At 75.7% G+C, this 14875-nt stretch carries 13 protein-coding genes; 6 read left to right on the forward strand and 7 right to left on the reverse strand.

Annotated elements, in window-relative coordinates:
* Positions 1-48: 48 nt before the first annotated feature.
* A complete protein-coding gene (locus tag ACGF7U_RS13250) occupies positions 49-1308 on the reverse strand; it encodes an aromatic acid exporter family protein (RefSeq protein WP_393106266.1) in 1260 nt (419 codons plus the stop codon).
* 73 nt (positions 1309-1381) lie between these two features.
* Here ACGF7U_RS13250 and ACGF7U_RS13255 point away from each other — a divergent pair, with 73 nt between their 5' ends.
* Complete coding sequence (locus tag ACGF7U_RS13255; RefSeq protein WP_393106036.1) at positions 1382-2017, forward strand: metal-dependent phosphohydrolase; 636 nt, start codon at positions 1382-1384, stop codon at positions 2015-2017.
* 62 nt (positions 2018-2079) lie between these two features.
* On the opposite strand, the gene ACGF7U_RS13260 is transcribed toward ACGF7U_RS13255, so the two are convergent.
* Positions 2080-2421, reverse strand: a complete 342-nt coding sequence (locus tag ACGF7U_RS13260) for a DUF4031 domain-containing protein (RefSeq protein WP_393106038.1) — start codon at positions 2419-2421, stop codon at positions 2080-2082.
* 67 nt (positions 2422-2488) lie between these two features.
* On the opposite strand from ACGF7U_RS13260, the gene ACGF7U_RS13265 reads away from it, so the two are divergent.
* Positions 2489-3889 carry an FAD-binding oxidoreductase gene (locus ACGF7U_RS13265; RefSeq protein ID WP_393106040.1) on the forward strand — a complete coding sequence of 467 codons (1401 nt, stop codon included), beginning with the start codon at positions 2489-2491 and terminating at the stop codon, positions 3887-3889.
* Between the two features lie 93 nt (positions 3890-3982).
* On the opposite strand, the gene ACGF7U_RS13270 is transcribed toward ACGF7U_RS13265, so the two are convergent.
* Positions 3983-4513 carry a hypothetical protein gene (locus tag ACGF7U_RS13270; protein WP_393106041.1) on the reverse strand — a complete coding sequence of 177 codons (531 nt, stop codon included), beginning with the start codon at positions 4511-4513 and terminating at the stop codon, positions 3983-3985.
* A gap of 83 nt (positions 4514-4596) precedes the next feature.
* Positions 4597-6414, reverse strand: a complete 1818-nt coding sequence (locus ACGF7U_RS13275; RefSeq protein WP_393106268.1) for a glycerol-3-phosphate dehydrogenase/oxidase — start codon at positions 6412-6414, stop codon at positions 4597-4599.
* Between the two features lie 79 nt (positions 6415-6493).
* Here ACGF7U_RS13275 and ACGF7U_RS13280 point away from each other — a divergent pair, with 79 nt between their 5' ends.
* Positions 6494-9061 (forward strand): S8 family serine peptidase, encoded by a 2568-nt coding sequence (locus ACGF7U_RS13280; protein WP_393106043.1) that lies wholly within the window; start codon positions 6494-6496, stop codon positions 9059-9061.
* A gap of 21 nt (positions 9062-9082) precedes the next feature.
* Here the strand turns inward: ACGF7U_RS13280 and ACGF7U_RS13285 are convergent, their stop codons facing one another.
* Positions 9083-9673, reverse strand: a complete 591-nt coding sequence (locus ACGF7U_RS13285) for a dienelactone hydrolase family protein (RefSeq protein WP_393106045.1) — start codon at positions 9671-9673, stop codon at positions 9083-9085.
* A 63-nt stretch (positions 9674-9736) separates the two neighbouring features.
* On the opposite strand from ACGF7U_RS13285, the gene ACGF7U_RS13290 reads away from it, so the two are divergent.
* The 3 genes from ACGF7U_RS13290 (at position 9737) to ACGF7U_RS13300 (ending at position 11729) form a co-directional block, all read left to right on the forward strand.
* The gene (locus ACGF7U_RS13290; RefSeq protein WP_393106047.1) at positions 9737-10333 is read left to right on the forward strand and encodes a helix-turn-helix domain-containing protein; all 597 of its coding nucleotides are present in this window, start codon (positions 9737-9739) and stop codon (positions 10331-10333) included.
* A 105-nt stretch (positions 10334-10438) separates the two neighbouring features.
* A complete protein-coding gene (locus ACGF7U_RS13295; RefSeq protein WP_393106049.1) occupies positions 10439-11365 on the forward strand; it encodes a GNAT family N-acetyltransferase in 927 nt (308 codons plus the stop codon).
* Positions 11366-11531: 166 nt separating this feature from the next.
* Positions 11532-11729 carry a hypothetical protein gene (locus ACGF7U_RS13300; protein WP_393106051.1) on the forward strand — a complete coding sequence of 66 codons (198 nt, stop codon included), beginning with the start codon at positions 11532-11534 and terminating at the stop codon, positions 11727-11729.
* 58 nt (positions 11730-11787) lie between these two features.
* Here the strand turns inward: ACGF7U_RS13300 and groL are convergent, their stop codons facing one another.
* Positions 11788-13410, reverse strand: a complete 1623-nt coding sequence (gene groL, locus ACGF7U_RS13305) for a chaperonin GroEL (protein ID WP_393106052.1) — start codon at positions 13408-13410, stop codon at positions 11788-11790.
* Between the two features lie 274 nt (positions 13411-13684).
* Positions 13685-14854 (reverse strand): hypothetical protein, encoded by a 1170-nt coding sequence (locus tag ACGF7U_RS13310; RefSeq protein WP_393106054.1) that lies wholly within the window; start codon positions 14852-14854, stop codon positions 13685-13687.
* Between the last annotated feature and the right edge of the window lie 21 nt (positions 14855-14875).

A 14875-nucleotide genomic window follows, 5' to 3' on the forward strand; every position in this document is an offset into this window, starting at 1 on the left:
GCGTCCCGCGGCCCGCCCCCGACGCGTGCCGGCCCCCGGACCGGCGGATCAGCCCAGCGGCGGGGCGGCCGGCGGCTTCGGGGCGGTGTCCTCCTGCGCGGTCGGGCCGCTGAGCCGCTCCTGGTCACCGAAGGACTGCCGGACCAGGCGGTTCGCCTCCTCCTGGCTGATCCCGGAGGCCACCATCAGGTCGCTGGCCGTGGTGCGCACCTGCGCGATCACCACGCTGCCGGAGAAGCCGACCCCCTCGGCGTACGCCCGGCCGGCCTCGCTGACCGCGCGCAGCGCCCGCTCCCGCGCCTTCTCCGGCTCCTCGCCGACGGCGAACTCGTGCTTGAGCAGGCGTACCGACTCGGCGAGGTGCGCCGTCGCGTCCGGCATCGGCTCGGGGACGGGCTCCTCGTCCTCGATCAGGGTGACCGCGCGCCGGATCAGCGTGCCCGCGTTGCGCATCGCCCGGTCGATCGGCTCGGCGGCCTCGGCGTAGTGGGTGAGTTCGTCCCGCCGGTGCCACCGGGCCGGCGAGATGGTGGCGGTCTCCTTCGCCCCCTCGATCGCCTCGGTGAAGGCGGTCAGCTCCTCCTGGTTGTTCCGGAGCCGGTCCAGGGCCCGTTGGGCCTTGTCCCGGTCCCGTTCCCGCAGGGCGTCCGCGGCGCTGTCGAGCTGCGCGGCGAGCAGGTCCAGGGCCGGGCGGGCGGCTCGGTTGAGCACCCGCAGCGGATTGAGCGGCAGCAGCACCGCGGTGACCAGCAGCGCGATGCCGCCGCCGACGAAGGCGTCCACGAACCGGGGGATCTCCAGGTTCGCGGTCGACGGGCTGAGCGTGACGATCAGCACCGCCGTGGCCGCCGCCTGGATGACGATGGCCACGCTGGCGCCGGCGAAGATGGTGAGCACGATCGCCGCGGTCACCACGAGGCCGAGCTGCCACGCCCCGGTGCCGACCAGGTAGATGAGGAAGTCACCGACGGCGACGCCGACCGCGACCCCGGCGATCAGCTCGACCGTGCGGCGGAGGCGCTGGCCGACCGAGGCGGCGAGGGTGCCGACCGCGGAGATCGGCGCGAAGACCGGCTCCGGGTTGCCCAGCAACTCGTGTGCCGCGAGCCAGGACAGCCCGGCCGCCAGGCCGGCCTGCACCGCCAGGCCGAGCGCCATCCGCACCCGGTGCAGCCGGTCGTGCAGGGTGGCCTTGCCGTGGTGCCGCAGTTTCTCCACGGCGTCGGCGATCCGGGCCCCGTCGATGTCCGCCCCGCGGTCCCGGCCGACGGCGCGTCGCAGCAGCGACTGTCGTCGGTCCCGCGCCACTGCCATGGTGGGGACTACCCGCCTCAGACCGGACGAATCCTCGCGGTGGCAGCGGTACGGCAGACTCGACCGCGTGGTTGACCTTCTCGACCGGTGGCGCGCCGCGGCCCGCGGCGCCGGGGCGTCCGACGCGGCGGAGCGCGACCGGGTCGGGGCCGAGCTGCTGGCGCGCTGGCGGGAGCCGCACCGGCGCCACCACACCGTCGCCCACCTGACCACCGTCCTCGACGTGGTCGACGCGCACGCGTCGGCCGCCGCGCGGCCGGACCTGGTACGCCTCGCGGCGTGGTGCCACGACGCGGTCTACGACCCGCGCGCCGGGGGCGACGCCAACGAGCGGGACAGCGCGGCGCTCGCCGACACCCTGCTCGCCCGGGCGGGCCTGCCGGCCGACGCCGTGGCCGAGGTGCGCCGGCTGGTGCTGCTCACCGCCGGGCACGCCGTGCAGCCGGGCGACGCCGACGGCGCGCTGCTCTGCGACGCCGACCTCGCCGTCCTGGCCGCGCCGCCCGAGGCGTACGACCGCTACGCCGCCGCGATCCGCCGGGAGTACGCCCACGTGCCCGACCCGGCCTTCCGGGCCGGCCGCGCCCAAATACTCGCCGGCCTGCTCGCCCTGCCGGCGCTGTTCCGCCTTCCCCCGCTGGCGGCGCGCTGGGAGGCCCCCGCCCGCGCCAACCTCAGCCGCGAGCTGGCCACCCTCCGCTGACCCGCCCCGCGCCACGGGCGGTGCCGCGGACAGCCGCGGCCGGCAACCGGTCCCCCGGCTGGTTACCGCCCCGCCGGCAGCCGTGCGTCACCGCGGGAGGGCGGGAGCGCAAGCCCGCCGGAGGGTCGGGCGGGAGTGGGTGGGCGGGTCAGGTGCTTGGGTCGGCGCAGGCCGGCCTGCCGGAGCAGGCGCACCAGCTCCCGGCTCGGCACCACCCGGGCGCCCAGCCAGACCGCCATGGCGAACCGGTCGGCGGGGATGTCGTAGTGGTCCCGGTCGAAGCCGCGGCGGGGCACGCCCAGGGCCTCGGCGAAGGCGTGCAGCTCGGCGTGGGAGACGTCGCTGATCAGGTGGGACCAGAGCCGCCCCCGCCACGGCCAGGCGGGCCGGTCCAGGTAGAGCATGCGGGCCAAGTTACCCGGCCGGTGGGCCGGTTGCCGGTCGCGCGCGGCCGACCGTAGCCTCGGCGGCATGCCCGGATCCCCCCTCCTCGACGACCTGCGGGCGGCGCTCGGTGACGACGCCGTACTGACCGACCCGGATCTGCTGCGGATGCACGAGCGGGACGAGGCGGACCTCTGCGCGGCCGGCACACCCCTGGTGGTGGTCCGCCCCCGCGACACCGGGCAGGTGTCCGCCGTGCTGCGGGCGGCCGCCCGGCACGGCGTGCCGGTGGTGCCGCAGGGGGCCCGGACCGGGCTGGCCGGGGCGGCCAACGCCGTCGCGGGCGCGGTCGTGCTGAGCACCGTGGCGATGGACGCCATCCTGGAGATCGACCCGGTGAGCCGGATCGCCGTGGTGCAGCCCGGCGTGGTCAACGCGACGCTCGCCGCCGCGGTGGCGAAGCAGGGGCTCTGGTATCCGCCCGACCCCGGTTCGTGGGAGTCCTCCACCATCGGCGGCAACGTCGCCACCAACGCCGGCGGCATGTGCTGCGTCAAGTACGGGGTCACCACCGAGTACGTGCTCGGCCTGGAGGTGGTGCTCGCCTCCGGCGAGGTGCTGCGCACCGGCCGGCGTACGGCCAAGGGGGTCGCGGGCTACGACCTCACCCGGCTCTTCGTCGGCTCGGAGGGCACCCTCGGCGTGATCACCGAGGTGACCGTCGCGCTGCGGCCCGCCCCGGCGGAGTCGCTGACCATGGTGGCGGTCTTCCCGTCCACCGCGGCCGCCGGCGTGGCCGTCGCCGAGATCGCCGCCCGGGGGTTCTCCCCCAGCCTGCTGGAGCTGCTGGACCAGACCCACCTGCGGGCGATCGAGGCGTACCGGCCGATGGGCCTGCGGACGGACGCGCAGGCGCTGCTGCTGGCCGCCGCCGACACGGGCTCCCGCGCGGCCGACGACCTGGCCGGGCTGGCCACGGTCTGCGAGGCGGCCGGGGCCGACGAGGTCTACGCGGCCACCGACGCCGTGGAGGCGGCCGCACTGTTGCAGGCCCGCCGGCTCGCGCACCCGGCGATGGAGAAGTTCGCCGCGGACGCCCACCCGGGCGGCAACGGCGGCCTGGTCATCGACGACGTGGCCGTGCCCCGGGGCGCGCTGGCGGCGCTGCTCGACGGGGTGGCCCGGATCGCCGCCGAGTGCGACGTGCCCATCGGCGTCGTCGGCCACGCCGGCGACGGCAACATGCACCCGAACATCGTGGTGGACCGGGCCGACCCGGCGAGCCTGGCACGCGGCCGGCGCGCCTTCGACGAGATCATGCGGCTCGGCCTGGACCTGGGTGGCACCTGCACCGGCGAGCACGGCGTGGGCCTGCTCAAGCGGGACTGGCTGGCCCGCGAGATCGGCCCGGTGGGCGTCAGGGTGCACCAGGCGGTCAAGGCCGCGCTGGACCCGGCGGGCCTGCTCAACCCCGGCAAGGTCCTCTGACCGGCCCCGGTTCCGGGTCGCCCCCGTGGCACGGGGTGGCGCTCCTCGACGCCGGCACGGCGACGTCGCGGCGCGCCGCACGCGCGGCGGCGGTCAGTCGGTGATCTCGGCCGGGGTGGCCTGGGTGAGGAGCAGCAGGATCTCTTCGGCGATCGGCGGGCGCTCCTCGCCGGGGCAGTCCTGGGACGTGATCAGGCCGGCGGAGGTGAGCAGGCTGGAGGTCAGCGAGCCGATGCAGGTGACCTGGTAGGCCCGCGCCTGGTCGGTCTCCTTCGCCAGCCCCGGGTCGGCCAACAGCCCTTGCAGCCGGGTGACCTGCTCCGGGTCGAGCGTGCCGGTCGACGTGACCCCGTCGCCGGCGCAGTCGACGCACTCCCACCGGCCGTCCGCCTCCACGTTCAGCGTGCGCAGCGGGCCGTCCGTGCCGACCTTCTGGAGCAGGCTGACCTTGCCCTTCTCGGCGGTCGCCGCGCCGATCTGACCCGGCTGCGGCAGTCCGGTCCCGGCCGGTCGCGGCTCGGGGTCGTCGGCGGCGATCCCGGGCAGGGAACAGCCGGCGAGAGCGGCGGTCAGCAGCGCGGCGACGGACAAGGGAGCCAGACGCGACCAGAGAGCGGGTGCCACGCGCCGGAACCTACCCCACCGTAGGTAGCGCCGTAACCGGCTGAGCGGCCGGGCGTCGACGGTAGGGGTCGGGGAGGGGTCGGTCAGCGGGACGAGGACGGCAGTTCGACCGGGTCGTCGTCCGAGCCGCGGTCCGCCGCGAAACCCCGGACGTCCGGCGCCCCGAGTCGGGCGGCGTCCGCCGTGGCGTCGTCGGGCATCAGCTGGGACTGGCGCTCCGCCTCCACCCGCGCCCGGTAGTGCTCCACCTCGCGGGCCCGGGTGGCCTCGTCCCAGCCGAGCACCGCGCCCATCAGCTCGGCGGCGTGCCCGACCGACTCCAGGCCCCGGTGGGCGGTCTCGAAGGAGATCCGGGTCCGCCGGGTGAGCACGTCCTCCAGGTGCAGCGCCCCCTCGGCGCGGGCCGCGTACGTCACCTCGGCGGCCAGGTACTCCGGGGCGCCGGCCAGCGGGGAGGCGAGCAGCGGGTCGGCGTCGATCAGTGCGAGCAGGTCGAGGGCGAGGGTGCCGTAGCGTTCCAGCAGGTGCTCGACCACCCCGACCGGCACCCCGTGCCGGCGGGCCAGGTCCGCCCGGTCCCGCCACATCGCCGGATAGCCGTCGGCGCCGAGCAGCGGCAGGTCGGCGGTCCGCGAGGGGCGTACGGCGCCGAGCCGGTGGGCGGCCCGGTCGACCACGTCGGAGGCCATCACCCGGTACGTCGTGTACTTGCCGCCGGCCACCAGCAGCAGCCCGAGCATCGGCTCGAAGACGGCGTGCTCGCGGGAGAGCTTCGAGGTGGAGTCGGCCTCGCCGGCCAGCAGCGGCCGCAGCCCCGCGTAGACGCCCTCGATGTCGGCCGTGGTGAGCGGCCGGTCCAGCACCGTGTTGACCTGTTCCAGCAGGTATTCGATGTCCCGCGCGGAGGCGGCCGGGTGGGACCGGTCCAGCCGCCAGTCGGTGTCGGTGGTGCCGATGATCCAGTGGCCGCCCCACGGGATGACGAAGAGCACGCTGGTCGCCGTACGCAGGATCAGCCCGGCCTCGCCGGTGATCGCCGAGCGGGGCACCACCAGGTGGACCCCCTTGGAGGCCCGGACCCGGATGCCGGGGCGCAGCCCGACGTCGTTCAGCAGCCGCGACATGTCGTCGCTCCACACGCCGGTGGCGGCGATGACCGTGCGGGCGTGCACCTCGAACTCGGCGTCCGGGGAGCCGGCGGGCGCCTCCAGGTCGCGGACCCGGACGCCGGTGACCTCGCGGGCCTGCCGGATCAGCCCGACCGCCCGGGCGCTGGTCACCACGGTCGCGCCGAGGCTGGCCGCGGTGCGGGCCAGGGTCACCACCAGCCGGGCGTCGTCGACCTGCCCGTCGTAGTACCGGATCGCGCCGGCCACCGCGTCGGCCCGCAGGCTGGGAAAGACCCGGCGGGCGCCCTCGCGGGTCAGGTGGCGGTGCAGCGGCATGCCCCGCCCGCCGCCGAAGATCCCGGCGAAGGCGTCGTACGCCGCCACGCCCGCGCCGTAGTAGGAGCGGCGGAACAGCCGCGCGGGCAGGTCGCGCACGCCCCGCCCGGCGGGCAGCGGGACGAGGATGGGCACCGGACGCACCAGGTGCGGGGCGAGCCGGGTGGCGAGCAACCCGCGCTCGGTGAGCGCCTCGTGCACCAGGTGGAACTCCAACTGCTCCAGGTAGCGCAGGCCGCCGTGGATGAGCTTGCTGGAGCGGCTGGAGGTGCCGGCGGCGTAGTCGCGCGCCTCCACCAGGGCCACCTTCAACCCCCGCGAGGCCGCGTCCAGGGCGGCGCCCGCCCCGGTCACCCCACCGCCGATGACCAGCACGTCGAAGCGTTCGGCCCGCAGGCGGCGCAGGTCGGCCGCCCGGCGCTCCGGGGAGAGCTGGCTGGCCGCGGTTCGGGACACGTTGGGGTCGCGCACCCGTCCACGGTAACCGTCGTGGCCATAGGGCGGCACACGCCGTCCGCGCCGTACTGTCTGGGGCATGGAGATCGGCCCCCCGTTCCCCGCTGGTCGGCCCGCCCCGCTCCCGCCGTCCGCGCCGGCCCCGTCCAGCCCCTGGCCGGTGGTGGCGGCGGCGGTGGCCGGCTGCTGGACGGCCGGGTTCGTCGTGGTCGGCCAGCTCGGCGGGTGGCTGGCCGACCAGGTCGTGCTGGCCTCCGGGCTGGACCGCGTGGGGTGGCTGTGGCCGGCGACGGTGCTGTTCACGGCGCTGCTCATCGGCGCGCCCGCGCTGGCGCTGGCCCTGCTGCCCCGCTCGGTGGCGGTCCGCGCCACCGGCCGGGCCTGGCTGGCGGCGGCGCTCGTGCTCGGCGCGCTGGGCCTGCTCCGGGCGATCCCGCCCGTGCACCACGAGGCGTACCTCGCCGCGCTGGCCGCCGTCGCGGCCCTGGCCGCCCTCGTCCTGCGGGTGCTCGCCGGCCGCGCGGCCACCGCGGCGCCCCGGGCGTCGGCCCCGGCCGCCACCCTGCTCGGGGTGGCCGGCGGGCTGGCGCTGCTGCTGCCCTGGGTCTGGCTGGGGGCCCTGGGCGGGCTGCTGGAGACGGTGCTCGCCGGGCTGGCCGCCGCCGCCCTGGGATCGCTGGCCGGGGCGCTGCTGGACGACGCCTTCTGGTCACGCTTCACCGTCGGCGAGCCACCCCGGCCGGCGCGGCTGGTGCTGGTCGGCGGGCTCGTCGCCGGGGTCGCGCTGCTGCTGCTCGCCGCCGGGGTCGGGCAGTCCGGCGCCCAACTCCCCCTGCTGCTGACCCTGCCGCCGGCCGGCTTCGCGCTGGCGGCCCTGCACGCGGCGGCCCGCCGGGCCGCCGGCGCCACCCCGACCGGCCCGCCGGACGCCGGCCCCTTCGCGCTCGACCCGTCGCGCACCGCCCCCGCCGACCGGCCGGGCGCCGCCGGGAGGAGGCCGGCCGGCCCGTCGGGCGCCGCCCACGCGGACCCGTCGGGCGTCGTCGGGCCGGCGGGCACGGGCGGCGCCCGCGCCGCCACCCGCTGGCTGGTCGGGCTCGCGGTGTTCGGCCCGCTGGCCCTCACCGATCCCGAGGAGATCACCCTCGTCCTGGCCAACACCCGCGACGTGCCGTTCTGGGTGGCGGCCGCCGCCGGCGCCGGGCTCGCCGTCGCGGCCGTGCTCGCCGTGGCGTACGGCGTGCTGCTGGCCCGGCCCGGGGGCCGGCGGCCGAGCCGGCGGGTGGCCGGGGCGACCGCTGCCGCCCTGCTGGTCGCGGTCGGCGCGGTGGCCGTCGGCGCGGGCCAGCCCGGTCTGCACGGCGAGCGGTTGTTCGTGGTGCTGCGCGAGCAGGCCGACCTGGGCGGCGTGCCCACGGCGGCCGGTCGGGCCGGCCGGGACGCCCGGGCCGGCGAGGTCTACCGGCGGCTGGTCGACACCGCCGAGCGGACCCAGGCCGACCTGCGCCGGGACCTGCGCCGGTTGCGGCTGGACCACACCCCCTACTACCTGGTGAACGCGGTCGAGGTGGACGGCGGGCCGGCGGTGCGGGCCTGGCTGTCGCGCCGGCCGGAGGTGGCCCGCGTGCTGGTCAGCCAGCGGGTGCGGCCGCTGCCCGCGCCGGCCGGCCGCAGTCGCGGCGCCGCGCCCGCGCCGGCCGGTCCGGAGTGGAACGTCCGGATGCTCGGCGCGGACCGGGTCTGGTCGCAGCTCGGCGTGGACGGTTCCGGCATCGTCGTGGGCAGCTCGGACTCCGGCGTGGACGGGGGGCACCCCGCGCTTGCCGCCGGCTTCCGGGGCGGCGACGACTCCTGGTACGACCCGTGGGACGGCACCCGGTCGCCGACCGACCAGGGTGGGCACGGCACCCACACGGTGGGCAGCGCGGTCGGTCGAGGGGGGATCGGGGTGGCCCCGGGCGCGCAGTGGGTGGGCTGCGTCAACCTGGACCGCAACCTCGGCAACCCGGGGTACTACCTGGACTGCCTCCAGTTCATGCTGGCGCCCTTCCCGCCCGGCGGGAACCCGTTCACGGACGGGCGGCCGGCGCGCGCCCCGGAGATCCTCACCAACTCGTGGGGCTGCCCGGCGATCGAGGGCTGCGACCCGCGGGTGCTCCGGCCGGCCACCGCCGCCCTGGACGCCGCGGGCATCATGGTGGTCGCCGCCGCCGGCAACACCGGCCCGTACTGCGGCTCGATCGACGACCCGCCGGCGCCGTACGAGGACGTGCTGACCGTGGGCGCGGTGGACCGGCAGCGCCGGGTGACCAGCTTCTCGTCGCGGGGACCGGTGCCGGGGGCCGCCAAGCCGGACCTGGTCGCGCCGGGCGACGAGGTGCTGTCGGCCATGCCCGGCGGCGGGTACGACTCGCTCAGCGGCACCTCGATGGCGACCCCGCAGGTGGCCGGCGTGGTGGCGCTGATGTGGTCGGCCAACCCGGCGCTGGTGGGTGACCTGCCCCGGACCCGGCAGATCCTGCGCGACACCGCGACCCGGGCCGAGCCGACGTACGCCTCCCGGACGGACACCTGCGGCGGCGACGCGAACATCACCGGCGCCGGCCTGGTCGACGCGTACGCCGCCGTCCGGGCGGCGCGGGGGTGAGAGCCGGGGCGGAGCGCCGGGTCAGCGCAGCCGGTCGAGGAACTCCCGCGACCGCCGCACCACCAGGGCCGTCGCGTCCGGGTCGTACGACGGCAGCGTGCTGTCGGTGAACAGGTGCTCCTCGCCCGGGTAGACGAACAGCTCGGCGAGGTCGGAGCCGACGAGGCCGACCAGCTCGCGGGCGGCGTCGATGTCGCCCTCCAGGGCGAAGAACGGGTCGGCGTCCATGCCGTGGATCTGCACCGGAACCCCCGCGGGCCAGGGACCGACGGCCCATTCGCCGGTGACGGGCAGGCAGGATTCGTAGAGCAGCGCGCCCCGGGCGCCGGGCCGGGTCTGGGCGAGCCGCTGGGCGGTGGCGGCGCCCCAGGAGAAGCCGCCGTAGACCAGGCCGGCGGGCAGGTCGGCCACGGCCCGGTCGGCGCGCTCGCGGAGCACCTCGCCGCCGATGCGCTTCGTCAGCGCGAAGCCCTCGTCGAGGGTCGCCGGTCGCTCGCCGTCGAACAGGTCCGGCGTGTGCACGCTGTGCCCACCGGCCCGCAGCTGTTCGGCGAACCCGCCCAGCCCGTCGGTGACCCCCCGCAGGTGGTGGAACAGGACGACGTCGGCCATCTCTACACTCCTGTCGACAGACGACAACGATCGAATGATCCATGATTCTAGAACGGTCGAGAAATGTCGAGCAATGAGCGGATCCCGGACTACGACCTCGACGAGATGCTCGTGGTCACCGCGCCCGCGCAGCTCCGCGCGCTGGCCGATCCCCTGCGCGCCACCCTCCTGGAGCTGCTCCTGGAGCGGGCCGCCACGGTGACCGAGCTGGCCCGGGCGGTCGATCGGCCCAAGAGCAGCGTCGCCTACCACGTGAACGCGCTCGTCGACGCCGGCCTGCTCCGGGTGGTGCGGACCCGGCGGGTGCGGGCGATCGACGAGCGGTACTACGGCCGGGTCGCGCGCACGCTCTACATCGGCGCGCTCACCCGCCCCGAGGACAAACGGGTCGCGACCGCCGTCAACGGGCTCGCGGAGGCGGTGGCCGAGTCCGCCGCGGCCCACGCCGCCGACGACCTGCGCTGCACCCTCGTCCACGCCCGCATCCCGGTCGAGGAGGTACGCGCGTTCTGGGCCGAGGTGCAGGCACTGGCCCGCCGCTTCGCCCAGATCCCCCGCTCCGGCGATCAGGTGTACGGGTTCGTCGCCGGCCTCTACCCCACCGACGCGCCGACCCTCCCCGAGCCCGATCCGGAACCGGAGCCCGAGCCGGCCGGCTGACGCGACCGGGCCGGCCGTCGCACGCCACGGCGGTCCGCCGGCCGGGGCTACGCCAACAGGGCCCCTTCTTAACAGAAGGGCTCCGGTGATCTAGGGTCGGCGTCCATGGACCTGGAGATCGTCGAGCTGGGGCCCGACCAGCGGCCCGCCGTGGTGGAGCTCTGCGGGCGGGCGCTGGACCTGCCGGAGGACGCGGCCGAGGCGCCGGCCATCGTGGACGCGCTCTGGGCGCGGGCCGCCACCCACCGTCCGGTCCTCGCGTGGGGCGCGTACCGGGAGGGGCGCCTCGTGGGCGCGCTCGTCGGTTCCCTCGCCGACGGCGGCGACGCCCGTGGTCACGTCGACCTGGTCGCGGTGGCGCCGGAGCAGCGGCGGCAGGGTGTCGGGCGGGCGCTGCTGGCGGTCGCCGAGGCGTGGTTCGCCGGGCTCGGCGCGGTGGAGGTGCTGCTCGCCGGCAACCCGCCGTACTACGCCTGGCCCGGCATCGACGTGCGCTACACCCCGGCCGTCTGCGCGGCGACGGCGCTCGGATACACGCGGGACCGCACGGCCTGGAACATGACCGCCGACCTGTCGTACGACGGGAGTCCTGCCCTGCGCACGACGGCGCCGGCGGAGGAGCGGCTGGCGGCGCGGGGCGTGACCGTACGGCGGGCGGAACCGGCCGACCTGCCGGCGCTGACGGAGTTCGCCCGCGCCACCTTCGGCGGCGCCTGGGACGCGGAACTGGCCGGCTCGGTGGGCCGGGAGGGGGCCGGCTGCCACCTGGCCGAACGCGACGGCGAGGTGCTCGGCTTCGCCGCGTACGGGTCGTCCCGGCCGAGCTGGTTCGGCCCGATGGGCACCGCCCCGGCGGCGGAGGGTTCGGGGATCGGCGGGGTGCTGCTGCGCCGCTGCCTGCGCGACCAGCGGGCGGCGGGGGTGACGGCGGCGCAGATCGGCTGGGTCGGGCCGGTGCCGTTCTACTCGGGCAGCGCGGGCGCCCGGATCGAGCGGGTCTTCTTCCTGTACCGCCGGACGCTCGAAGCCTGAGTGCCGCCGGACGCGCGGAGCCTGGGTGCCGCCGGACGAGCGGAGCCTGGGTGCCGCCGGACGCGCGAGGCCCGGCAGAAGGGGCGAACGGGATATAGACGCCGATAGCGCCATTTGCCCGCAACAGTGATCGACGCCCCCTACCGTTTCGGTAGAGGAGGCAGCCATGACCACGGACGACGAACGCCCCGGCCCGTTGCCGTTCGACCGGCTCGACTACGGCGACGCCGAGCAGCAGGCGGAGATGACCGGCGCCGACGAGCCGAGCGACGAGCCGGTGGCGCTGGTCGACGAGCCGGTCCAGATCCCGCAGCCGTACGGCCGGACGCAGAAGAGACGCAACCAACGGCCACTGCCGACCTGACGCGGAAAGGGGCGGACCGCTGACGCGGCCCGCCCCTTTCGGCGTAGTGGAACTGGACTCAGAAGTCCATGTCCCCGCCACCCGGACCAGCCGGGGCGGCCGGGGTCTTCTCCGGCTTGTCCGCCACGACGGCCTCGGTGGTGAGGAAGAGCGCCGCGATCGACGAGGCGTTCTGCAGCGCCGAGCGGGTCACCTTGGCCGGGTCGATGATGCCCGCGGCCAGCAGGTCGACGTACTCGCCGTTGGCGGCGTTGAGGCCGTGACCCGGCTCGAGGTTGCGGACGTGCTCGACGACCACGCCACCCTCGAGGCCCGCGTTGACGGCGATCTGCCGCAGCGGGGCGTCCAGCGCGATCTTGACGATCTGCGCGCCGGTCGCCTCGTCACCGGTCAGGTCCAGCTTGTCGAAGGCGGTCTTGCCGGCCTGCACCAGCGCGACGCCACCACCCGGGACGATGCCCTCCTCGACGGCGGCCTTCGCGTTGCGGACGGCGTCCTCGATGCGGTGCTTGCGCTCCTTCAGCTCGACCTCGGTGGCCGCGCCGACCTTGATCACCGCAACGCCACCGGCCAGCTTGGCCAGCCGCTCCTGCAGCTTCTCCCGGTCGTAGTCGGAGTCGCTCTTGTCGATCTCGGCCCGGATCTGGTTGACCCGGCCCTGGATCTGCTCGGCGTCGCCGGCGCCGTCGACGATGGTGGTCTCGTCCTTGGTCACCACGACCTTGCGGGCGCGGCCCAGCATGTCGAGGCCGACGGCGTCCAGCTTGAGGCCGACCTCCTCGCTGATGACCTGGCCACCGGTGAGGATGGCGATGTCGGCCAGCATGGCCTTGCGGCGGTCACCGAAGCCCGGCGCCTTGACGGCGACCGACTTGAAGGTGCCCCGGACCTTGTTGACGACCAGGGTGGCCAGGGCCTCGCCCTCGATGTCCTCGGCGATGATCAGCAGCGGCTTGCCCGACTGCATGACCTTCTCCAGGATCGGGAGCAGGTCCTTGACCGACGAGATCTTGCTGTTGACGATCAGGAGGTAGGGGTCGTCGAAGACGGCCTCCATGCGCTCCGGGTCGGTCATGAAGTAGGCCGAGATGTAGCCCTTGTCGAAGCGCATACCCTCGGTGAGCTCCAGCTCCAGCCCGAAGGTGTTGCTCTCCTCGACGGTGATGACGCCTTCCTTGCCGACCTTGTCCATCGCCTCGGCGATGATCTCGCCGACGGTGCTGTCACCGGCGGAGATGGAGGCGGTGGAGGCGATCTGCTCCTTGGTCTCGACGTCCTTGGCGAGCTTGGACAGCTCCTCCGAGACGCTGGCCACGGCGGCCTCGATGCCCCGCTTCAGGGCCATCGGGTTGGCACCGGCGGCCACGTTGCGCAGACCCTCGCGGACGAGGGCCTGGGCCAGGACGGTCGCCGTCGTCGTGCCGTCACCGGCGACGTCGTCGGTCTTCTTGGCGACCTCCTTGACCAGCTCGGCGCCGATCTTCTCGTAGGGGTCCTCGAGCTCGATCTCCTTGGCGATGCTCACACCATCGTTGGTGATGGTGGGGGCACCCCACTTCTTCTCGAGCACGACGTTGCGGCCCTTGGGGCCGAGGGTCACCTTCACGGCGTCGGCGAGCTGGTTCATGCCCCGCTCGAGGCCGCGGCGCGCCTCTTCGTCGAACGCGATCATCTTGGCCATACGGCGTTGTCCTCCTGGACACTCACGGGCCACCCGGAGTGTGTGTCCCGGATGGGCCGCCTGGTGTACGCACCTTGGGACGTCGCCACCTGGCGACGACGACGTCTCCTCGGCCGGGCCGGATAGCCCGCGACGACCGGCCATGTGCCGCACCGGCGTGTGGACGCCCGTGCGACCGTGGCCCTACCGCCCCGACCATTGGCACTCACGGTATGCGAGTGCCAATGACTTGTTTAGCACTCTCCCCTGCCGAGTGCAAGCACGCCCGCTCCCGTCAGCCGAGTTCACCGGCCAGCCGCGCGCTGTCCACCGGCCCCTCGTGGACGCGCTGCTCGGCGTACGTGACGACCAGTCCGACCAGTTGGGCGAGGTGGGCCGGCAGCGCCAGCACGCCGCCGAGCAGCGTCACCACGATCACGCCCACCGCCGTGCCCGGCGACTCCAGCGGGGCGGTGCCGAGCGGCAGCGATCCGACACCCTCCACCACGCCGGCCGCCCCGCCGCCGACGATCACCGCCGCGGCGACCAGCGCCACCCGGCCGAGCAGCAGGCCCAGCCGGTCGTGGAACATCCGGTACGAGCGGCCGATCGGGTGCTGCCGCTCGAAGAGGTAGACCGGCCCGGCCATGCTCAGCGCGAAGGCGAAGTAGATGCCGGGGATGACGCAGAAGCAGATTCCGAGCCCGACGATCAGGCTCATCACCAGGGTCCAGCCCCAGAGGCCCAGCGCCCGGCGCAGGCCGTAGCCCAGGGCGGCGCCGACGCCCGCCGGTTCGCCAGCCGCCTGCCGGGCGACCACCCAGGTGCCGGCGGCCCAGCCGAGGCTCTGCACCAGGCCGAAGACCAGGCTGCCCCCGATCAGCACGGCCAGCATGGTGCCCAGGTCGGCGAGGAAGGTGTCGGGCAGCGCGGCGGGGTCGTCGGCCGTCGACTCGTCCCACTTGGCCGTCGGGTCGACCGCCAGGGCGAGCAGCGACACCACCACGGCGGGCAGCACCTGGGTGAGCAGCAGGATGGGCAGCAGTTGCCGCCAGCCCCGGCGTGCCGCGCCGACACACCGGTCGAACCAGCCGCTCACGCCGCCGCCGGGCGGGGTGACCAGCGGGTCGGCCGGGTCGATGCCCGGCGGGTACCACCCGTGGCCCGGCTGGCCGGGGTACGCGACCGGTGCGCCCGGATACCACGGCTGCCCGCCGTACGCGCCGGAGCCGGCCGGAAACCCGCCCGTGGGCGGCAACACCCAGCCCTGCGGCGACTGCGCGCCCGTGGGGTCCCAGGAGGGCGCGGCCGCCGGCTGCCCGGCCGGCGGGGGCGCGACGGGTGGCTCCCCGGCGGGCGGGGGCGTGGTCGAACCCGGTGGCGGCGCGGTCGGATCGCCGGGCTGCCCCGGCGCGGGGTCGGGGTCTCCCGGGGGCGGCATGGCGTGGGGCGGCTGGTCGGACATGAACCCTCCTCAGCGATGGCT

It is taken from the genome of Micromonospora sp. NPDC047670 (genome assembly GCF_043204915.1).
GTDB lineage: Bacteria > Actinomycetota > Actinomycetes > Mycobacteriales > Micromonosporaceae > Micromonospora.